The sequence below is a fragment of the Streptomyces sp. NPDC047974 genome, from assembly GCF_040653375.1.
Taxonomy (GTDB): Bacteria; Actinomycetota; Actinomycetes; order Streptomycetales; family Streptomycetaceae; genus Streptomyces.
Map to the genome: position 1 here is coordinate 99,629 of NZ_JBEZNU010000010.1, position 19,481 is coordinate 119,109.

18 protein-coding genes and 1 riboswitch are annotated in these 19,481 nt (G+C 70.4%); of the genes, 7 read left to right on the forward strand and 11 right to left on the reverse strand.

From position 1 onward, the window contains the following. Positions 1-23 precede the first annotated feature (23 nt). The 7 genes from AB0E19_RS16595 to AB0E19_RS16625 form a co-directional block, all read right to left on the reverse strand. Positions 24-1,040: a ribonucleotide-diphosphate reductase subunit beta gene (locus AB0E19_RS16595; protein ID WP_362179724.1), complete on the reverse strand. Its 1,017-nt coding sequence runs from the start codon at positions 1,038-1,040 to the stop codon at positions 24-26. Further along, a complete protein-coding gene (locus AB0E19_RS16600; protein ID WP_362179728.1) occupies positions 1,040-3,412 on the reverse strand; it encodes a ribonucleoside-diphosphate reductase subunit alpha in 2,373 nt (790 codons plus the stop codon). The genes AB0E19_RS16595 and AB0E19_RS16600 overlap by 1 nt, the downstream gene beginning before the upstream one ends. Before the next feature lie 156 nt (positions 3,413-3,568). Further along, a riboswitch (cobalamin riboswitch) is annotated at positions 3,569-3,645 on the reverse strand. Positions 3,646-3,735: 90 nt separating this feature from the next. Next, on the reverse strand, positions 3,736-4,239 hold the full coding sequence (locus AB0E19_RS16605; protein ID WP_362179731.1) for a GNAT family N-acetyltransferase: 504 nt from the start codon (positions 4,237-4,239) through the stop codon (positions 3,736-3,738). An 18-nt stretch (positions 4,240-4,257) separates the two neighbouring features. Beyond that, positions 4,258-4,863, reverse strand: coding sequence for a hypothetical protein (locus tag AB0E19_RS16610; RefSeq protein ID WP_362179734.1), 606 nt, complete (start codon positions 4,861-4,863; stop codon positions 4,258-4,260). A gap of 79 nt (positions 4,864-4,942) precedes the next feature. Further along, entirely contained in the window at positions 4,943-6,544 is a 1,602-nt protein-coding gene (mctP, locus tag AB0E19_RS16615; RefSeq protein ID WP_362179737.1) for a monocarboxylate uptake permease MctP, read from the reverse strand. Then, a complete protein-coding gene (locus tag AB0E19_RS16620; RefSeq protein ID WP_362179740.1) occupies positions 6,541-6,804 on the reverse strand; it encodes a DUF3311 domain-containing protein in 264 nt (87 codons plus the stop codon). Before AB0E19_RS16620 ends, mctP begins: the two co-directional genes overlap by 4 nt. Before the next feature lie 203 nt (positions 6,805-7,007). Next, the gene (locus AB0E19_RS16625) at positions 7,008-7,772 is read right to left on the reverse strand and encodes a GntR family transcriptional regulator (protein WP_189848221.1); all 765 of its coding nucleotides are present in this window, start codon (positions 7,770-7,772) and stop codon (positions 7,008-7,010) included. Positions 7,773-8,054: 282 nt separating this feature from the next. On the opposite strand from AB0E19_RS16625, the gene AB0E19_RS16630 reads away from it, so the two are divergent. The 4 genes from AB0E19_RS16630 (at position 8,055) to AB0E19_RS16645 (ending at position 12,920) form a co-directional block, all read left to right on the forward strand. Then, positions 8,055-9,344, forward strand: a complete 1,290-nt coding sequence (locus AB0E19_RS16630) for an extracellular solute-binding protein (protein WP_362179743.1) — start codon at positions 8,055-8,057, stop codon at positions 9,342-9,344. A gap of 127 nt (positions 9,345-9,471) precedes the next feature. Beyond that, positions 9,472-10,494 (forward strand): sugar ABC transporter permease, encoded by a 1,023-nt coding sequence (locus AB0E19_RS16635; protein WP_362179746.1) that lies wholly within the window; start codon positions 9,472-9,474, stop codon positions 10,492-10,494. A 56-nt stretch (positions 10,495-10,550) separates the two neighbouring features. Beyond that, positions 10,551-11,384: a carbohydrate ABC transporter permease gene (locus AB0E19_RS16640; protein WP_362180140.1), complete on the forward strand. Its 834-nt coding sequence runs from the start codon at positions 10,551-10,553 to the stop codon at positions 11,382-11,384. Between the two features lie 9 nt (positions 11,385-11,393). Beyond that, positions 11,394-12,920 (forward strand): glycoside hydrolase family 3 N-terminal domain-containing protein, encoded by a 1,527-nt coding sequence (locus AB0E19_RS16645; RefSeq protein ID WP_362179749.1) that lies wholly within the window; start codon positions 11,394-11,396, stop codon positions 12,918-12,920. Positions 12,921-12,995: 75 nt separating this feature from the next. Here AB0E19_RS16645 and nagB read toward each other — a convergent pair whose 3' ends face one another. Next, positions 12,996-13,781, reverse strand: coding sequence for a glucosamine-6-phosphate deaminase (gene nagB / locus AB0E19_RS16650; protein ID WP_362179752.1), 786 nt, complete (start codon positions 13,779-13,781; stop codon positions 12,996-12,998). Between the two features lie 237 nt (positions 13,782-14,018). After that, positions 14,019-14,768 carry an SDR family oxidoreductase gene (locus tag AB0E19_RS16655; RefSeq protein WP_362179755.1) on the reverse strand — a complete coding sequence of 250 codons (750 nt, stop codon included), beginning with the start codon at positions 14,766-14,768 and terminating at the stop codon, positions 14,019-14,021. Between the two features lie 84 nt (positions 14,769-14,852). Here AB0E19_RS16655 and AB0E19_RS16660 point away from each other — a divergent pair, with 84 nt between their 5' ends. Next, complete coding sequence (locus AB0E19_RS16660; RefSeq protein WP_362179758.1) at positions 14,853-15,455, forward strand: TetR/AcrR family transcriptional regulator; 603 nt, start codon at positions 14,853-14,855, stop codon at positions 15,453-15,455. A gap of 340 nt (positions 15,456-15,795) precedes the next feature. Then, positions 15,796-17,262 (forward strand): PAS domain-containing sensor histidine kinase, encoded by a 1,467-nt coding sequence (locus AB0E19_RS16665; RefSeq protein ID WP_362179761.1) that lies wholly within the window; start codon positions 15,796-15,798, stop codon positions 17,260-17,262. Positions 17,263-17,437: 175 nt separating this feature from the next. Here AB0E19_RS16665 and AB0E19_RS16670 read toward each other — a convergent pair whose 3' ends face one another. Both AB0E19_RS16670 and AB0E19_RS16675 read right to left on the reverse strand, forming a co-directional pair. Continuing rightward, positions 17,438-17,695, reverse strand: a complete 258-nt coding sequence (locus AB0E19_RS16670) for a WhiB family transcriptional regulator (RefSeq protein WP_003953983.1) — start codon at positions 17,693-17,695, stop codon at positions 17,438-17,440. 318 nt (positions 17,696-18,013) lie between these two features. Beyond that, positions 18,014-18,982: a diacylglycerol kinase family protein gene (locus AB0E19_RS16675; protein WP_169086975.1), complete on the reverse strand. Its 969-nt coding sequence runs from the start codon at positions 18,980-18,982 to the stop codon at positions 18,014-18,016. An 85-nt stretch (positions 18,983-19,067) separates the two neighbouring features. On the opposite strand from AB0E19_RS16675, the gene AB0E19_RS16680 reads away from it, so the two are divergent. After that, the gene (locus AB0E19_RS16680; RefSeq protein ID WP_362179765.1) at positions 19,068-19,481 is read left to right on the forward strand and encodes a hypothetical protein; all 414 of its coding nucleotides are present in this window, start codon (positions 19,068-19,070) and stop codon (positions 19,479-19,481) included.

A 19,481-nucleotide genomic window follows, 5' to 3' on the forward strand; every position in this document is an offset into this window, starting at 1 on the left:
CGGGAAACCTTCACATCCGGAGCTCAGAAGTCCTCGTCCAGGTCGACCGTGCCCTCGACCGCCACCTGGTAGGCGGAGGGGCGGCGCTCGAAGAAGTTGGTGAGTTCCTGGACGCCCTGGAGCTCCATGAAGGAGAAGGGGTTCTCGGAGCCGTAGACCGGCGCGAATCCGAGGCGGACCAGACGCTGGTCGGCGACGCACTGGAGGTACTCGCGCATGGACTCGGTGTTCATGCCGGGCAGGCCGTCGCCGCACAGGTCGCGGCCGAACTGGAGCTCCGCCTCGACGGCCTCCTGGAGCATGGCCGTGACCTGCTCGCGCAGCTCGTCGTCGAAGAGCTCCGGCTCCTCCTTGCGGACCGTGTCCACGACCTCGAAGGCGAAGTTCATGTGCATGGTCTCGTCGCGGAAGACCCAGTTGGTGCCGGTCGCCAGGCCGTGCAGTAGGCCGCGGGAGCGGAACCAGTACACGTAGGCGAAGGCGCCGTAGAAGAACAGGCCCTCGATGCAGGCGGCGAAGCAGATGAGGTTGAGGAGGAAGCGGCGGCGGTCGGCGGCCGTCTCCAGCTTCTCGATCTTCTCGACCGAGTCCATCCAGCGGAAGCAGAACTGCGCCTTCTCGCGGATCGAGGGGATCTCCTCGACCGCGTCGAACGCGGCGGCGCGGTCGTCCGGGTCGGGCAGGTAGGTGTCGAGCAGCGTCAGATAGAACTGGACGTGCACGGCCTCCTCGAACAGCTGGCGCGAGAGGTACAGGCGCGCCTCGGGGGAGTTGATGTGCTTGTACAGCGTCAGCACGAGGTTGTTCGACACGATCGAGTCGCCGGTCGCGAAGAACGCGACCAGCCGGCCGATCATGTGCTGCTCCGCCGGGCTCAGTTTCGCGAGGTCGGCGACGTCGGAGTGCAGGTCGACCTCCTCCACCGTCCAGGTGTTCTTGATCGCGTCCCGGTAGCGGTCGTAGAAGTCCGGGTAGCGCATCGGACGCAGGGTCAGTTCGAAGCCCGGGTCCAGCAGGTTCTTCTTCTCGGTGGAGCTCATTACTGGCAGGCCTCGCAGGACTCGGGGTTTTCCAGGGAGCAGGCGACCGCGTCGGGGTCGGCGACCTGCTGGACGGGGATCGTGGCGGCGGCCGCGGACGCGGACGCGGCGCGGGCGATCCGCGTCGCCGGGCGCGAGCGCAGGTAGTACGTCGTCTTCAGGCCCTGCTTCCAGGCGTACGCGTACATCGACGACAGCTTGCCGATGGTCGGCGTCTCCATGAAGAGGTTCAGGGACTGCGACTGGTCGAGGAAGGGGGTGCGGTCCGCGGCCATGTCGATCAGACCGCGCTGCGGGATCTCCCACGCCGTGCGGTACAGGTCGCGGACCTCGGCCGGCACCCAGGTGAAGTCCTGCACCGAGCCGTTGGACTCGCGCAGCGCCTCGCGGGTCTGCGCGTCCCACACGCCCAGCTCCTTCAGCTCGGCGACCAGGTACGAGTTGACCTGGAGGAACTCGCCGGAGAGCGTCTCGCGCTTGAAGAGGTTGGAGACCTGCGGCTCGATGCACTCGTACACGCCGGCGATCGACGCGATCGTCGCGGTCGGCGCGATGGCGAGGAGGAGGCTGTTGCGCATGCCGGTCGACGCGATCCGCTCGCGCAGGGCCGCCCAGCGCTCCGGCCAGTTCAGCTCGACGCCGTAGTGGTCCGGGTGGAGCACGCCCCGGGCGGTGCGGGTCTTCTCCCAGGCCGGCAGCGGGCCGTTGCGCTCGGCGAGGTCGGCGGAGGCCTCGTACGCGGCGAGCATGATCCGCTCGGCGATCCGGGTGGACAGCGCCCGGGCCGCGGCGGAGTCGAAGGGCAGCCGCAGCTTGAAGAAGACGTCCTGGAGGCCCATCGCGCCCAGGCCGACCGGCCGCCACTTCGCGTTGGAGCGGCCGGCCTGCTCGGTCGGGTAGAAGTTGATGTCGACGACCCGGTCGAGGAAGGTGACGGCCGTGCGGACGGTCGCGTCGAGCCGCTCCCAGTCGATGTCCCCGTCGGCCACGAACGCGCCGAGGTTGACCGAGCCGAGGTTGCAGACGGCCGTCTCGCCGTCGTTCGTGACCTCGATGATCTCGGTGCACAGGTTGGAGGAGTGGACGACCGTGCCGGGCTCGGCGGTCTGGTTGGCCGTGCGGTTCGAGGCGTCCTTGAAGGTCATCCAGCCGTTGCCGGTCTGCGCCAGGGTCCGCATCATCCGGCCGTACAGGTCGCGGGCCGGCATCGTCCGCCGGGCCAGGCCCTTCGCCTCGGCGGCGCGGTACGCGGCGTCGAACTCCTCGCCCCACAGGTCGACCAGCTCGGGCACGTCGGCGGGGGAGAAGAGCGACCACGCGGCGTCGGCGTTCACCCGGCGCATGAACTCGTCCGGGATCCAGTGGGCGAGGTTCAGGTTGTGGGTGCGGCGGGCGTCCTCGCCGGTGTTGTCGCGGAGCTCCAGGAACTCCTCGATGTCCGCGTGCCAGGTCTCCAGGTAGACGGCGGCGGCGCCCTTGCGGCGGCCGCCCTGGTTCACGGCGGCGACCGAGGCGTCCAGGGTCTTCAGGAAGGGCACGATGCCGTTGGAGTGGCCGTTGGTGCCGCGGATCAGCGAACCGCGCGAGCGGATCCGGGAGTACGACAGACCGATGCCGCCGGCGTGCTTCGACAGGCGCGCGACCTGGTGGTAGCGGTCGTAGATCGAGTCCAGCTCGTCCTGCGGGGAGTCCAGCAGGTAGCAGGAGGACATCTGCGGGTGGCGGGTGCCCGAGTTGAAGAGCGTGGGGGAGGACGGCAGGTAGTCCAGGCGGCTCATCAGGCCGTACAGCGCCGCCACCTCGTCCAGGGCGCGGACGCTGTCGTCCTCGGCGAGGCCCGCGGCGACCCGGAGCATGAAGTGCTGCGGGGTCTCGATGACCTTGCGGGTGATCGGGTGGCGCAGCAGGTAGCGGGAGTACAGCGTGCGCAGGCCGAAGTAGCCGAAGCGGTCGTCGGCGGCCGGGTCGATCAGCGCGTCCAGGCGGGCGGCGTGCAGCGTGACGAAGTCGGCGGTGCGGTCGGCGATCAGGCCCTCGCGGTGGCCGGTGGCGACCGAGGCGGAGAAGGAGACGGCGCCCTGGGAGACCGCCTCCTCGGCGATGGTGAGGGTGAGCAGGCGGGCGGCGAGCCGGGAGTAGGCGGGGTCCTCGGAGATGAGTCCGGCCGCGGCCTCGGTGGCCAGTTCGCGCAGCTCCGCCTCGTCCGAACCGGCGTGCCGGCCGCGCAGCGCGGCGGCGGCGACCCGGCCGGGGTCGGTGTCGGGGAGGTCGGCGGTGAGGTCGGTCAGGGTCCGCAGAAGTACGGTCCCGGGGCCGTCGCTCTCGCTCGCGGCGGCCTCGGCGGCTGACGGACCCGCAGGCGCGATGGTCACGTGGGGGCTCTCCCTCGCTCGGCCCGGGGCCACGGCGGGGGGAGGGGGGGCGGGCAGGCCTCCGCACGCACGGAAGCGCCCGCGTCCACCGGCCCATTCCGCGAGGCCCGGACGTCGTCGGCACCCGGAACGGACGGACCGGGCGCACCGTCGGCAGGTCCTCGGACTCCCCTCGTGCGAAAGCGCACGAAGCACACCGTTGCGGGACAGTTCCGGATTCGCACCGGATTCCCCTGCGGCGACAGCGAGCACGAGCATACATGTGGGGGGCGCCGATCTCGGCACCCCCCACATGTTGTGTCCCCTCGCTCAGGTGTCCGGACTCAGGTGTCCAGGGAGAACGCCCACAGGGGGGACAGGCCCGGCACCGGGCTCCAGTCCCGCCCGGGGACCCGGACGAAGCCCAGACGGCGGTAGATCCGGTGCGCGTCCGTCATCCGGTCCTGGGTGGACAGCACCAGCCGGACGCAGCCGTCGAGGGCCCGTGCCCGGTCGACGCAGGCCCGGACGAGCGCCTCTCCGACGCCCCGGCCACGCGCCGCCCGCGTCACCGCGAGGAGCCGGAACTCGGCCTCGTCGGGGCCGGCGATGTCCGCCCACTCCCCGCCGCCGACGGTGAAGGTGACCGCGCCGAGCAGTGTCCCGGCGGGGTCGACGGCGACCAGCACCTCGGCCTCGACGGCGCGCCGGGCGACGTCCCGCATCACCGGCAGGTAGTCGTCGTCCTCGCCGAAGGTGAGGTGCCCGTCGTCGAGGTAGGCGCGGGCGGTGAGCTCGCCGACCTCCTCGTACTCCTCCGGCCGTACGGCCCTGATCGTGAAGTCCATGCCCGCAGTCTGCCCGGCTCAGCCGCCGGCGCCCACCGAGTTGTCGGGCGCCCCGTCGCCGACGGGCGGCAGGTCGCCGCGCTCCACGGGCCCGTCCGGGCCGGTGGACTTCGGCAGGACGGCGTCGAGTTCGGCGTCGTCGGCCCGGTGGGCCTTGGCGGCGGCCCGCTTCAGCAGGTCGCGGGGGACGGTGAGCGGGGCGGCGACCTCGACGCGCAGCCCGTCCTCGTTGCGCAGGTAGGCGTGCCGGTCGCCGGCGCGGCGGTACCAGCCGTCGCCCTCGGCCTCGCAGCCGTCGCCGTCCGGGGGCCCGGCCACGCACTCCTCGGCGCGGAAGGGCCGCCGTTCGGCGCTGAGCGTGACGCTGCCGCCGTCCTTGTTCACGTACACGATCTGGAAGCCGTCGTCGCCGACGACCCCGGCGGACTGGAGCGCCGGTGCGAAGCCCTCGGCCTCGGTGACGTAGACGTGCTCGACGCGGGTCTGGGCGTACCGGGCGCGGGCCTCCAGGGCCGCGCGGTCGGGGGCCGGCGGGTCGGTGGCCGTCACGGTGCCGCAGCCGGCGAGCGCGGAGAGGCCGACGGCGAGCAGGAGCAGCTGCGGGGGAGTGGTCCGCGGTCGCATGGGGGCCTTTCGGTGGGTGGGGACGCGGCAGGCCGCCCGGCCTGGGAGGCGGGCGGCCTGCGGGGTGGTGCGGGGCGGCTCAGTGGCCGGCGCCGACCTTCGGGAGCTCGGTGCGGACACCGGCGTCGCCGGAGTCGGCCGTGTAGTCCGACGGCGAGGTCTCGTCGACGCCCTCGGGGGCCTTGACGGCCTTGAGGACGAAGGTGAGGACGACCGTGACCACGACGTTGAGCACGAAGGCGGTGAGGCCGATGTAGCCGATCTCGCCGATGCCGGGGATCTCGGCGGAGGAGCCGCCGAAGTGCTTCTGCTTCGGCGTCGACACGTTGTACGCGGCGATCGTGCCGTACACCATGCCGACGGCCCAGCCGGCGAGCAGCGCCCAGCGGTGGAACCAGCGGGTGAAGAGGCCGCCGACCAGGGCGGGGAAGGTCTGGAGGATCCAGATGCCGCCGAGGAGCTGGAAGTTGATGGCGACGGTCTTGTCCATGGTGAGGACGAAGGCGAGGGCGCCGACCTTCACCAGGAGGGACACCAGCTTGGAGACCTTGGTCTCCTGCTCGGGGGTGGCCGAGGGCTTGATGAAGTCCTTGTAGATGTTCCGGGTGAAGAGGTTCGCCGCGGCGATCGACATGATCGCGGCCGGCACGAGCGCGCCGATGCCGATGGCGGCGAAGGCCACGCCGGCGAACCAGGCGGGGAACATGTCCTCGAAGAGCTGAGGGATGGCCAGCTGGCCGTTCTGGACCTTGATCCCGGCGGCGATCGCCATGAAGCCGAGCAGCGCGAGCAGGCCCAGCATCAGCGAGTACAGCGGCAGGATGGTGGTGTTGCGGCGGATGACCTCGCGGCTCCTGGACGACAGGGTCGCCGTGATGGAGTGCGGGTACATGAAGAGCGCGAGCGCGGAGCCGAGGGCGAGCGTCGCGTACGTCCACTGTCCGGCCTCGCCGGGCACGAGCGCGCCGGCCTTGGCGGTGGTGAACTTCTCGTCCGCGGCGGCGAAGATCTCGCCGAAGCCGCCCAGCTTGATCGGGATGTAGACGATCGCCACCGCGATGACGATGTAGATCAGGGTGTCCTTGACGAAGGCGATGAGCGCCGGGGCGCGCAGACCCGAGGAGTAGGTGTACGCGGCGAGCACGCCGAAGGCGATGAGCAGCGGCAGGTCCTTGATGAACCAGTGGGTGTCCTCGCCGCCGCCGACGCCCATCACGTCCAGGACGGCCTGGATGCCGACGAGCTGGAGCGCGATGTACGGCATCGTGGCGAGGATGCCGGTGACCGCCACCGCGAGCGAGAGGCCCTTGGAGCCGAACCGGCCGCGGACGAAGTCGGAGGTGGTGACGTAGCCGTGCTTGTGCGACACCGACCAGAGGCGCGGCAGGAAGGTGAAGATCAGCGGGTAGACCAGGATGGTGTAGGGGACGGCGAAGAAGCCGGCCGCGCCCGCCGCGTAGATGGCCGCCGGGACGGCGACGAAGGTGTACGCGGTGTAGAGGTCTCCGCCGAGCAGGAACCAGGTCACCCAGGTGCCGAACGAGCGGCCGCCCAGGCCCCATTCGTCGAGGCTGTTCTCGTTCTCCGCCTTCCGCCATTTCGCGGCGAGGAAGCCCATGACCGTGACGGCCAGGAAGAAGAACACGAACACGCTGAGCGCGACGACGTTGACGTCCTTCATCGCTCCTCACCACCCTCACGGACGCGGCGGGCGCGCTGGTCGCGCTGCCAGAGCTTGTACGCGACGACGGTGAGCGCGGTCGCGATCAGCACCCACAGCATCTGGTACCAGTAGAAGAACGGGATGCCGGCGAGAAGGGGATCGACCTTCGCGTAGGAACCGACCCAGAGCATCGCCACGAACGGGGCGACGAGGCAGAGCGCGATGACGACCCTGGCCGGTGTGACGACCGGTTGTTTCCCGGTTCCGGTTTCTGACATGGTGAAGAAGTCCCCTCGCTGATCACCGGCTGATGCCGTGGAAATCTAAGGGACCGTCCAGCCCTTGGGAACCCTGGTCCGAATAACGGACTTGTATCGGGAAGGACATTCGAGCGAAACCCGATGTCCTCCGGGTTCTGGCCGAAAACGACGTACCCCGACACATCACACGGATGCGCCGGGGTACGGGTTCAGATCGATTTTCAGCCGTTCGGCCGCTGGAGCCTCGCGACGAACTTGTAGCGGTCGCCGCGGTAGACCGAGCGCACCCACTCCACCGGCTCGCCCTGGGCGTCCAGCGAGTGGCGGGAGAGCATCAGCATCGGCAGGCCGACGTCGGTGCCGAGCAGGCCCGCCTCGCGCGGGGTGGCGAGGGAGGTCTCGATGGTCTCCTCGGCCTCGGCGAGGTGCACGTCGTAGACCTCGGCGAGCGCGGTGTAGAGCGAGGTGTACTTGACCAGCGAACGGCGCAGCGCGGGGAAGCGCTTGGCCGAAAGGTGCGTGGTCTCGATCGCCATCGGTTCGCCGTTCGCGAGGCGGAGGCGCTCGATCCGCAGCACCCGGCCGCCGGCCGAGATGTCGAGCAGCCCGGCGAGGGTGTCGTCGGCGGTGACGTATCCGATGTCGAGGAGCTGCGAGGTGGGTTCGAGGCCCTGGGCGCGCATGTCCTCGGTGTACGAGGTGAGTTGGAGGGACTGGGAGACCTTGGGCTTCGCCACGAAGGTGCCCTTGCCCTGGATGCGCTCCAGACGGCCTTCGACGACCAGCTCCTGGAGGGCCTGGCGCACGGTGGTGCGCGAGGTGTCGAACTCGGCCGCGAGCGTCCGCTCGGGCGGCACCGGGGTGCCGGGCGGCAGGGTCTCCGTCATGTCGAGGAGGTGCCTTTTCAGCCGGTAGTACTTGGGCACGCGCGCGGTGCGGGTCGCCGCCCCGCCCTCTGTCTCCGTGCTGCCCGCCTCCGTGGCCATGGCCTGCCTTCCCGACTGTGCTGCTGCCGTCACCGGCTCCTCCGTCTGTCGCGGCTCACATGGTGGCACGGACCGGTCACGGGTCGTCGGCCTCCCTCAGGTGTCGGTCCGATAACGGACGCGACTGCCCTTCTTATACACCCTTGACACCCCTAAAGGTCTAGGCCAAGCTCCGGGTACTGGTCTAAACCATTAAAGACCAGGTCCCAGCCCCACGAGCACTACCTGACGTATGTCTTCGCGCGGTGGGCAGGGGTTGCAGGCATCCCTGAGGAGGGTGGCGTGAAGCGCAAGCTCATCGCGGCGATCGGCGTCGCGGGCATGATGGTCTCTATTGCCGCGTGTGGCGGTTCCGACAGCGGTGACAAGAAGGACAAGGCCGAGGGCGGCAACAAGTCGCTCACCGTCTGGGTCATGGACGGTTCCGCTCCCAAGGAGTGGATCGACGGCGTCAACAAGGAGTTCGAGGCCGCCCACCCCGGCGTCAAGGTCAACGTCGAGGTCCAGCAGTGGACCGACATCCAGACCAAGGTCACCACGGCCCTCTCCGAGGACACCCCGCCGGACGTCCTGGAGCTCGGCAACACCCAGACCACGGGTTACGCCGTCACCGGCGGCCTCGCCGACCTCTCGGGCGACAAGGACAAGCTCGGTTACAACAACTGGAGCAAGGGCATGCTGCCCTCGGCCGAGCTGGACGGCAAGCTCTACGCCGCTCCGTGGTGGGCCGCCAGCCGCGTCGTGATCTACGACAAGGCCGCCTACAAGAAGGCCGGCGTCACCCCGCCGAAGACCCGCACCGAGTGGATCGACGGCCTGAAGAAGCTCAAGGCCGCCGACGCCAAGTCGCAGCCCATCTACCTCCCGGGCCAGAGCTGGTACGTCCTCGCCGGCTTCCTGTGGGACGAGGGCGGCGAGCTCGCGGTCAAGGACGGCGACAAGTGGAAGGGTGGCCTGGCCACCCCGCAGGCCGCCGCCGCCATGAACTTCTACAAGGAGCTGCAGTCCTTCTCGACCGCTCCGAAGGACAAGGACGAGGCCACCCCGCAGCAGTCCGTCGACATCGTCCCCAAGGGCGGCGTCTCCTCCTGGATCGGTCTCGGCTGGGAGGCCGGCGGCGCGATCGCCGCCATCGAGAAGGCCGGCAAGAAGGCCGACTTCGGCTACTTCCCGATCCCGGGCAAGACGGCCGACAAGCCCGGCTCCGTCTTCTTCGGCGGCTCGAACCTCGCCGTCGCCGAGCGCTCCAAGAACCAGGAGCTCGCGAAGGAGTGGCTGGCCTTCGTCACGAACAAGAAGCAGCTCCAGTCGTACGGCACCGCCAACAAGGGCGGCATCATCCCCGTCGACACCTCCGCGCAGGTCACCCCCGAGGCCGGCTCCTTCGCCGAGGCCATGGTGAAGGTCGCCGAGGTCGGTCGCATCACGCCGATCACCGGCGGCTGGGCGAACGTCGAGACCGAGCCCAACCCGATCAAGGGCTACATGACCAAGGTCCTGAAGGGCGAGGACCCGCAGAAGGCCGGCGAAGAGGCCGACAAGGTCATCGCCGAGCGCATCAACCAGCAGTGATCCCACCCCGGTGGCGTGGCCGGTTCTCCCCGGCCACGCCACCGGGTCGTTGCAGTGATTTGCGGCCCGCTCCCCCGGGCCGCGCCCCGGTGGGCGCGGGAGCCCCAGAACCGCGAGGAAGAAGACCATGACCGTGGACTCCCAGGGGACGGCGACCGCCGGTTCCCAGGACGCGCCCGGGAGGGCGGCAGGGAAGTCGCAGACTCCGCCACCCCCTTCCGGCGCGAAGGAAGCCCTTCAGCCCTCGCGCGGCAGACGTTCGCTGCCTGGTGGGCTACTGCCGTACCTGCTCGTCACGCCCGCCCTGCTGTCCATGGCGGTGCTGCTGCTCTACCCCCTGATCAGCAACCTGATCCTCTCCTTCCAGTCGGTCAACCGGCGTGAGCTGATCCGCCGCGAGACCCCCTGGGTCGGCTTCGACAACTACGCGGAGCTGCTGGGGAACTCCGAGTTCTGGACCGTCGTCCTGCGCTCGGTCGCCTTCACCGCCGCCAACGTGGCGCTGATCATGGCGATCGGCACCGGCATCGGCCTGCTGCTCAACCGCCTCGGCAAGAAGATGCGCCTGGTGCTCTCCCTCGCGCTCGCCTTCGCCTGGGCCATGCCGATCGTCGCCTCCGTCACCGTCTTCCGGTGGCTCTTCGACGAGCAGTTCGGCGTCGCCAACTGGCTGATGCGCACGCTCGGCTTCTCCGGCTACGACCAGCACAACTGGTTCGAGACCGGCTTCTCCGCCTTCGTGATCATCACGGCCCTCGTCGTCTGGGGCTCCGTCCCCTTCGTCGCCCTCAACATGTACGCCGGCCTCACCACCGTGGGCACCGAGCTCTACGAGGCGGCCCGCATGGACGGCGCGAACGGCTGGCGGACCTTCTGGTCCGTGGTCTTCCCGAACCTCAAGCCCTTCTTCATGATCACCACCTTCCTGGAGATCATCTGGGTCTTCAAGGCGTTCACCCAGGTCTACGCCATGAACCAGGGCGGCCCCGACCGCGCCACCGAGACCCTTCCCGTCTTCGCGTACATCGAAGGCATGAGCCAGCAGCACTACGGCGTCGCGGCGGCCATCTCGATCCTCACCATCGTGATGCTCCTCGTGGCCATGTCCTTCTACTTCCGCCTGATCCTGAAGCAGGAGGACGAGCAGTGAGCACCACCGCACAGACCCCCAAGGCGCCGGCTCCCCAGGAGCTCGCCCCGCAGAAGCTGCGCCGCAAGCCGCTGACCGTCGGCACCGTCGCGAAGAACGCCACCGCGCTCGTCCTGGCCGTGATCTTCGTCTTCCCGGTCTACTGGATGTTCTCGTCCTCGCTGAAGCCGCAGAGCGAGATCCTCACCAAGGACCCGGTCTTCTTCTTCACGCCGACCTTCGAGAACTACGGCAACGCCACCGGCGTCGACCTCTTCTGGACGTACGTCACCAACAGCCTGATCGTCACGGTCGGCGCCGTCCTCCTGGCCCTGCTCGTCGCCCTCGCCGCGAGCTTCGCGATCGCCCGCATGAAGTTCAAGGGCCGCAAGGGCATCGTCCTCATCGTGATGATGGCCCAGATGGCCCCCTGGGAGGTCATGGTCATCGCGATGTACATGATCGCCCGCGACAACGAGATGCTGAACAGCATCCCGCTGCTCACCGCGATCTACTTCGTGATGGTCCTCCCCTTCACCATCTGGACCCTGCGCGGCTTCATCGCCGCCGTCCCGGTCGAGCTGGAGGAGGCCGCCCAGATCGACGGCTGCACCCGCGGCCAGGCCTTCCGCAAGGTCATCTTCCCGCTGCTCGCCCCGGGCCTGATGTCCACCTCGCTCTTCGGCTTCATCACGGCCTGGAACGAGTTCGCCATGGTCCTGGTGCTCAACAAGGACAAGACGAACCAGACCCTGACGCTCTGGCTCACCCAGTTCCAGACCGCGTTCGGCGACGACTGGGGCGCCACCATGGCCGCCTCCACGCTCTTCGCCCTGCCCGTGCTCATCGTCTTCCTCTTCCTCCAGCGCAAGGCCGTCGGCGGCATGACCGCCGGCGCGGTGAAGGGATAACGGCGCCCCATGACCACACTGGTACACGGCTCGGACACGCTGACCCGCGACGCGCTCACGGTCCTCCAGCCCGGCTTCGTCGGCACCACCGCCCCCGACTGGCTGCTCCGCCGGATCGGCGAGGGCCTGTCGTCCGTCGGCCTCTTCGGCCGCAACGTCGCGGACCCCGGGCAGCTCGCCCGGCTCACCGCCCAGCTCCGCGCGGAGCGGGAGGACGTCCTCGTCGCCATCGACGAGGAGGGCGGCGACGTCACCCGCCTGGAGGTCAACGAGGGCTCGTCCTTCCCGGGCAACTACGCCCTGGGCCGGGTCGACGACGTCGAGCTGACCCGGGCCGTCGCCCGCGAGCTCGGCCGCCGGCTCGTCGCCTGCGGGATCGACCTCAACTGGGCCCCCTCGGCCGACGTGAACTCCAACGCCGAGAACCCGGTCATCGGCGTCCGCTCCTTCGGACCCGACCCGGACCTGGTCGCCCGGCACACCGTGGCGTACGTCGACGGCCTCCAGGCCGTCGGGGTCGCCGCCTGCACCAAGCACTTCCCCGGACACGGCGACACCAACGTCGACTCGCACGACGCGCTGCCCCGGATCGATGTGGACCTCGCCACACTGCACGCCCGTGAGCTGGTGCCTTTCCGCGCGGCCATCGCCGCCGGTACCAAGGCGGTCATGAGCGCGCATATCCTGCTCTCCGCGCTCGACACCGAACGTCCGGCCACCCTGAGCCCGCAGATCCTCACCGGTCTGCTCCGCCAGGAGCTGGGCTTCGACGGCCTGATCGTCACCGACGGCATGGAGATGCAGGCCGTCGCGGCGACGTACGGCATCGAGCGCGGATCCGTCCTCGCCATCGCCGCGGGCGCCGACGCCATCTGCGTCGGCGGCGGGCTGTGCGACGAGGACACCGTGCTGCGGCTGCGCGACGCGCTGGTCTCCGCGGTACGGACCGGTGAACTGCCCGAGGAGCGGCTGGCCGACGCCGCGGCGCGCGTGCGCGCCCTGGCGGCCTGGACCCAGGCGCACCGGGCGAGGGGGGCTGGATCGGTGCCGGGCGCGGCAGTGCAGGAGGGGACCGCGCCCGGCGCCGACATCGGACTCGTGGCGGCCCGCCGGGCCCTGCGGATCACCAAGGGCGCCCAGCCCTACACCCCGGTGTCGAGCGCTCCCTTCGTCGCCTCCTTCACCCCGGTCGCCAACTTCGCGGTCGGCGACGAGACCCCGTGGGGCGTCGCCGCCGAGCTGGACCGGCTGCTGCCGGGCACCGGGTCCGGCTCCTTCGGGGCCGAGGCCACGGTGGACTCCGTCCTCGCGGCGGCGGGGGAGCGGCGGATCGTCGCGGTCGTCCGCGACCTCCACCGCCACCCGTGGATGACCGCGGCCCTGGACGGCCTGGTCGCCGCCCGCCCGGACACCGTCGTCGTCGAGATGGGTCTCAACGAGGCGGAGCCGCGCGGCGCCCTGCACATCGCCACACACGGCGCCGCCCGGGTCTGCGGCCGCGCCGCGGCGGAGGCCGTGGCCAGCACCGGCGCCTGACGGTCGGGGAGTACGCGAAGGGCCCGGCACCTGATCCAGGTGCCGGGCCCTTCGCGTGGTCCCGAGGAGGAGGGATCAGATGCCCTGCCAGGAGGGCTTGCTCGCGTACGTCTGTCGGAAGTAGTCGGCGAGCTTCAGCTTGGAGGCGGCGGCCTCGTCCACGACCACGGTGGCGTGCGGGTGGAGCTGGAGCGCGGAGGCCGGCACGAGCGCCGCGACGGGGCCCTCGACGGTCTGCGCGACGGCCTCGGCCTTGCCCTCGCCGGTGGCGAGCAGCACCAGGTGGCGGGCCTCCAGGATGGTGCCGATGCCCTGGGTGATGACGTGGTGCGGGACCTGCTCGATGTCGTTGTCGAAGAAGCGGGCGTTGTCCACCCGGGTCTGCTCGGTGAGCGTCTTGATCCGGGTGCGGGAGGCGAGCGAGGAGCAGGGCTCGTTGAACCCGATGTGCCCGTCGGTGCCGATGCCCAGGATCTGGAGGTCCACGCCGCCGGCGTCGACCAGTGCCCTGTCGTACGCCTCGCAGGCGGCCTGGACGTCCTCGGCCGAGCCGTCGGGGCCCATGAAGTGGTCCGCGGGCAGCCCGAGCGGCTCGACGACCTGGCGCAGCACGGTCGAGCGGTACGACTCCGGGTGCCCGGCCGGCAGTCCGACGTACTCGTCCAGCTGGGCGATGCGGGCCCGGGAGGCGTCCACGGAGCCGGCCTTGACCTGGGCGATCAGGGCGTCGTAGATCGGGATCGGGGTCGAGCCCGTGGCCACGCCGAGCAGCGCGTCGGGCTTGCGGCGCAGGAGGCCGGCGATGCCGTCCGCGATGAGCTCTCCGCCCGCCTTGGCGTCCTTGACGATGACAACTTCCACGCTGTGCCTGCCGATCTGGTGAGGGGCTGGGGAGGGGCCATGTGGTATAGACCAATCAAAGTCCCAATCTAGCAGAGGGAGGCCCGCCTCCTCATGCCGTTCCGCACCCCGGACGGCCCGCGCCTCCCGGCCCCTCCATCGTCATCCGCCCGCTACTCCCCAGCCACTCGAACCCCACCGCCCCGGGCCCCCGTCGGGGCGGCCCGACCCCCGTCCGGGCCGCCCCGGGCCGCCGGCTCAGGTCAGCGAGCCGCCCGTCGCGTCGATCCAGGAGCCCGTCACCCAGCGCGCGTCGTCCGAGGCGAGGAAGGCCACCACGTCGGCTATGTCGGCCGTGCTCCCGATCCGGCCCAGCGCCGAGTACGCCGCCACCCGTGCCCGGGCCTCCTCGTCGCCCTCCAGCCAGGCCGTGTTGTCCGTGGCCACGACCCCCGGCGCCACCGAGTTGACCGTGATCCCGCGCGGGCCCAGAAGCTTCGACAGATCGCGGGTGAAGACGTCCAGGGCGGCCTTCGACATCGAGTAGGCGATCAGGTCCGGCATCAGCGCCGTCCTGCTCAGCCCCGTCGACACGTTCACGATCCGGCCGCCGTCCCGCAGCCGCTCCGCGCCGGACCGCACCAGGAAGAACGGCGCCTTCGCGTTCACCGCGAAGATCCGGTCGTACTCCGCCTCCTCGATGGAGGCGAAGGGGGCGGACGCTCCGATCCCCGCGTTGTTCACCAGGATGTCCAGCCCCTCCGCGTGCTTGTCGAAGGCCGCCCACAGCGCCTCCGCGTCGCCCGGCACCCCCAGCTCCTGCCCGATCGCGAAGGCCTCGCCGCCCGCCGCCTCGATCGCGGCCACCGTCTCCTTCGCCGCCGCCTCGTTCGTCCCGTAGTGGACCGCGACCCGCGCCCCGTCCCGGCCCAGCCGCTCGGCGATGCCCCGCCCGATGCCCCGGCTCGCGCCGGTGACCAGTGCCGTCCTGCCCGTGAGCACGCCCATGGCGACGCCCCCCTCATTTCATAGTGGTCGTTACAGAAAAGACCGTACCCCATGATCCGTAACGCGCGCTATAGAATTCACCCCATGGCGACGAAACAGCGCGGCCGCCCCCGCTCCTTCGACCGGCCCACGGCTCTGGAGCAGGCGACGATGGCCTTCTGGGAGCACGGCTACGAGACGACCTCGGTCTCCGACCTCACCCGGGTCATGGGCATCAGCGCCCCGAGCCTCTACGCGGCCTTCGGCGACAAGCGGACGCTCTTCGAGGAGGTCGTGGCGGCGTACACGCTCTCGCACGGCGCCTTCGGCACCCGCGCCTTCGAGGAGGAGCCGACCGCCCGCGCGGGCGTCGCGCGCATGCTCCGCGAGGCCGCCGTCGCGTACACGGAGGCGGGCCACCCGCCGGGCTGTCTGGTGATCTCCGCCGCCGTCAACTGCTCCACCCCGGAGGTGGAGGACGCCCTGAGGGACCGGCGCAACGCGAATCTGGCCGCCATCGAGGAGCGGATCCGACGGGACGTCGAGGCCGGCGCGCTGCCCGCCGCCACCGACCCCCGCATCCTCGCGCGCCTGAGCGGAGCCGTGCTCCAGGGCATGTCCCAGCAGGCCCGCGACGGGGCGACGGAGGAGGAGCTGACCGCGGTGGCGGAGTCGGCGATGCTCGCCTGGCCGCACCCGTCCCCGTGAACCGCGCCCCGGAAAAGACCACGGGCCGCGGCGCCCGGCGGGACCCTCAACCCGCCCGGCACCGCAGCCCGGGTGTACTCGGCCGGGGGTGTGCGGTCCCACGGCCGTGAAGGGAGGTCTCGACGCAGTCAGGGCAGAGAGCGCCGGGAACCTCGTCCATCCTCCTGTGCGGGGAGGATGGAGGCTGTATGAAGTTCGATGCGTCCATTGTGGACTAGACCATTCTTGTCTGTCCATCCGTCCGAACGCGGTGTTTCCGGGGCCATCCTCCAACACGAAGCCCCGAAGAGCCAGGTTCACCGGCCGTTAATTCCGCGGGTACGCTCGCACCGTGCCCTCCATGAACGACCTCGTCCGCCAGCACACCGCCCTGAGCGACTCCGACCTGGAGTGGCTCCACCTGCTGGTGTCGGAGTGGCAGCTGCTCTCCGACCTCTCCTTCGCCGACCTCGTGCTGTGGGTCCCCACCCTCGACGGCACCCGGTACGTCTCCGTCGCCCAGATGCGGCCGAACACCGGCCCCACCTCCTACCAGGACGACATGGTCGGCCACCTGGTCCCGCGCGGCCGCCGCCCGCTCCTGGACGCCGCCCTCGACGAGGGCCGGATCGTCCGCGAGGGCGACCCCGAGTGGCGCGAGGAGGTCCCGGTCCGGGTCGAGTCCATCCCCGTACGCCGCGACGGCCGGGTCCTCGGCGTGATCGCCCGCAACACCAACCTGCTGACCGTCCGCACCCCCTCCCGGCTCGAACTCACCTACCTCCAGTCGGCCTCCGACCTCGCCCAGATGATCGCGGCCGGCACCTTCCCCTACCCCGGCGAGCAGTCCGACATGGACTCGCTGCCGCGGGCCGGCGACGGCCTGGTCCGCCTGGACGCCGACGGCATGGTCCAGTACGCCTCGCCCAACGCCCTCTCCGCCTACCACCGGCTCGGCCTCGCCGCCGACCTGGTCGGCCAGCACCTCGGCCAGATCACCGCCGAACTGGCCCCCTCCCGCGGCCCGGTCGACGAGGCCCTGGTCAAACTCGCCTCCGGCTACGCCCCCAGGAACTTCGAGGTGGAGGGCAGCGGCGGGGTCATCCAGCTGCGCGCCATCCCGCTCAAGCCGAAGGGCAGCCGGATCGGCTCGCTCGTCCTGCTCCGGGACGTCACCGAACTGCGCCGACGCGAGCGCGAGTTGATCACCAAGGACGCCACCATCCGGGAGATCCACCACCGGGTGAAGAACAACCTCCAGACGGTGGCCGCCCTGTTGCGCCTCCAGGCCCGCCGGATGGATTCCGACCGGGGGCGCGAGGCGCTCAACGAGGCGGTCCGGCGCGTCGGTTCGATCGCCATCGTCCACGAGACGCTGTCCCAGAACCTGGACGAGCGGGTCGAGTTCGACGAGATCGCCGACCGGGTCATCGCGATGGTCGCCGAGATCTCCCCGGGCAAGGTCACCTGCCGGCGCAACGGCCGCTTCGGCATCCTGGACGCGGAGGTCGCCACCCCGCTCTCCATGGTCCTCACCGAGATCCTGCAGAACGCCCTGGAGCACGCCTTCGCCCCCGGCGAGCACGGCACCGTCGAGGTCAGTGCGGTCCGCGGCGAGCCCCGCCCCGACTCCCGACTCCTCATCACCGTCCGCGACGACGGCCGGGGCCTCCCCGAGGGCTTCGACCCGCAGAAGGCCGGCAACCTCGGTCTGCAGATCGTACGGACCCTGGTGGAGGGGGAGTTGGGCGGCACCTTCGACATGCGGCCCGGCAGCGAGCGCGGCACCAAGGTCGTCCTGGACATCCCGGTGCGCCCGCAGAAGTGAACCGTGAGGCGTGGTCCGTACCAACGGTCACGCACAGCAGCGAGCCCCGGACCGAAGGGGATCGGTCCGGGGCTCGAATGCTGTGGGGTACTGCTTTACTGCTGCGCGCTGCGGCTCGGGGGCGGTGAATGCGTACACGGTGTACGCGCCGCGTGCCTCAGGCTGTGCAGGTGGCTCAGGCGCTGGCGTTGCGCGCCCGGTTGCGGGCGGCGCGGCGCTTCATCGCGCGGCGCTCGTCCTCGCTGAGGCCACCCCAGACGCCGGAGTCCTGGCCGGACTCAAGCGCCCACTGCAGGCACTGCTCCATGACGGGGCAGCGGCGGCAGACGGCCTTGGCTTCCTCGATCTGCAGCAGCGCAGGACCGGTGTTGCCGATGGGGAAGAACAGCTCGGGGTCTTCCTCACGACAAACGGCGTTGTGACGCCAGTCCATGGCTGCTACCTCTCTTGGTTATTACGTGCAAGTTGCTTGTGAATGTGAACGCTTTCACGAATCCCTCAACAAGTGAAGGGCCGACTGCCGGATGAACCGGTGTGGTCCGTGGTTTGAGGAGGGGTTCTGACTCTCAGTGGAGGCCGGTCTTGCGGGCCGTCCCGATCGCCAAGAAGAGACTCGCAAACCTCGGCAGCGGATACAACCCCTTCTGGAAAGTTTTTTTTGATTCCTCGGTGTCGGCTAGGTCACAGCCGTACTTCTAAGGGGTGGATGCGCGCCTAAACGTTCGAGTGCAAGGACTTTCGGCCCTTCCACTCACACAATCACACGCAGTGCACGGCGTACGCCTGTGAACGTCACGCTCGTACGCAGTCCGAGGTGGTCTCCGTCCATCTGGAGCGGGAGGGGAACCTTCGAATGCAAGGTGAAGTCGGTCAGGTCGTGCAGAGTCGTCGCGTGCTTGCCGCGAGGGCCCCGTTCGGGGCTGGAAGTGAGCAGCTGGGTGGCGTAGCGGGCCACCGCCGGGGTGGAGAGCCGGCTCAGTCCGAGCACGTCGAGCGCGGTCTCGAAGGACGCCTCCGGGGACGCGTACACCGGGCGATTGCCCAGGTAGGTCCAGGGGGAGGTGTTGCAGATTATGGAGAGGACCAGGTCCTCCACCGGCTCGGCGCCGGGCCGCTCCAGGGTGATCGTCCCGTGCCGGCGGTTCGGCTCCTCCAGGAACTGGCGGAACACCTGGCGCAGATAGAGCGCGTGCGTGGACCGCTTCCCGCGCTCGCGCTGCTGTTCGACCCGTCCGATCACGCTCGCGTCGAAGCCGAGCCCGGCACAGAAGGTGAACCAGCGGGCCGGCACCTCCTCGTCCGGAGTACCCGGCGTCCCCGAGGCGAGCCCCAGGCTCACCGTCCGGGCGCTCCGCTCGCGCAGCGCGTCGAGGAGCGCGCCGGTCGCCTCCACGGCGTCGTTCGGCAGACCGAGCGCGCGTGCGAAGACGTTCGTCGAACCGCCCGGCACCACCGCCAGGCCCGGCAGCCGGTCCGGATCGGGCCCGCCGTGCAGCAGGCCGTTCACGACCTCGTTGACCGTGCCGTCGCCGCCGAGCGCCACGACCAGGTCGATCTCGCCGGACTCGGCGGCCCGCCGCCCGAGGTCCCGGGCGTGCCCGCGGTACTCGGTGCTGACGGCCTCCAGCTTCATCTCGCTCGCCAGCGCGTGGATCAGCACGTCACGGGTGCGGGCACTGGTGGTGGTGGCTGCCGGGTTGACCACGAGAAGTGCGCGCATGACCGCCAGCGTACCTACCCGGCGGTACCGATCCCAGTCCCGCCCGGTCCCCGGACACCCCCACCGGCCCCGTACGCTGCCCTGCATGAGCAGTACGGAGCAGACCCCCCGCCCCGCCCGCCTGGCCGCCGCCGCGGGCGTGGCCCTCGTCGAGGCCCTCGGGCTCCTCGCCGGCGGCGTCTACATGCTGGTGCGGACGCTGACCGACGGCGGGGACCTCACCGGCGGGGCGACCGGCGCGGTGACGATGATCGCGCTCGGGCTCATCCCGCTCGCCGCCGCCCGCGGCCTGTGGCGGATGCGCTCCTGGAGCCGCGGCCCGGCCGTCATCACCCAGATCCTGGCCCTGCCCGTCGCCTGGCAGATGCTCCAGTCCGAGGGCGTGATCCCGTACGGGATCGTCCTCGCCGCGCTCGCCGTGACCGGGCTCGTCCTGCTGGTGAACCCGGCCACGACCGAGGCGCTCGGCATCCGGCGCCCCGGCCAGGACGCCTCCTGA

What these genes read in the sequence shown, in the direction of transcription:
- AB0E19_RS16595 (WP_362179724.1), bottom strand. Translation starts at nt 1,040, where the DNA reads ATGAGCTCCACCGAGAAGAAGAACCTGCTGGACCCGGGCTTCGAACTG.
- AB0E19_RS16660 (WP_362179758.1), top strand. Translation starts at nt 14,853, where the DNA reads ATGGCGACGAAACAGCGCGGCCGCCCCCGCTCCTTCGACCGGCCCACG.
- AB0E19_RS16665 (WP_362179761.1), top strand. Translation starts at nt 15,796, where the DNA reads ATGAACGACCTCGTCCGCCAGCACACCGCCCTGAGCGACTCCGACCTG.
- mctP (WP_362179737.1), bottom strand. Translation starts at nt 6,544, where the DNA reads ATGAAGGACGTCAACGTCGTCGCGCTCAGCGTGTTCGTGTTCTTCTTC.
- AB0E19_RS16645 (WP_362179749.1), top strand. Translation starts at nt 11,394, where the DNA reads ATGACCACACTGGTACACGGCTCGGACACGCTGACCCGCGACGCGCTC.
- AB0E19_RS16680 (WP_362179765.1), top strand. Translation starts at nt 19,068, where the DNA reads ATGAGCAGTACGGAGCAGACCCCCCGCCCCGCCCGCCTGGCCGCCGCC.
- AB0E19_RS16605 (WP_362179731.1), bottom strand. Translation starts at nt 4,239, where the DNA reads ATGGACTTCACGATCAGGGCCGTACGGCCGGAGGAGTACGAGGAGGTC.
- AB0E19_RS16675 (WP_169086975.1), bottom strand. Translation starts at nt 18,982, where the DNA reads ATGCGCGCACTTCTCGTGGTCAACCCGGCAGCCACCACCACCAGTGCC.
- AB0E19_RS16655 (WP_362179755.1), bottom strand. Translation starts at nt 14,768, where the DNA reads ATGGGCGTGCTCACGGGCAGGACGGCACTGGTCACCGGCGCGAGCCGG.
- AB0E19_RS16625 (WP_189848221.1), bottom strand. Translation starts at nt 7,772, where the DNA reads ATGGCCACGGAGGCGGGCAGCACGGAGACAGAGGGCGGGGCGGCGACC.
- AB0E19_RS16670 (WP_003953983.1), bottom strand. Translation starts at nt 17,695, where the DNA reads ATGGACTGGCGTCACAACGCCGTTTGTCGTGAGGAAGACCCCGAGCTG.
- AB0E19_RS16610 (WP_362179734.1), bottom strand. Translation starts at nt 4,863, where the DNA reads ATGCGACCGCGGACCACTCCCCCGCAGCTGCTCCTGCTCGCCGTCGGC.
- AB0E19_RS16620 (WP_362179740.1), bottom strand. Translation starts at nt 6,804, where the DNA reads ATGTCAGAAACCGGAACCGGGAAACAACCGGTCGTCACACCGGCCAGG.
- AB0E19_RS16635 (WP_362179746.1), top strand. Translation starts at nt 9,472, where the DNA reads ATGACCGTGGACTCCCAGGGGACGGCGACCGCCGGTTCCCAGGACGCG.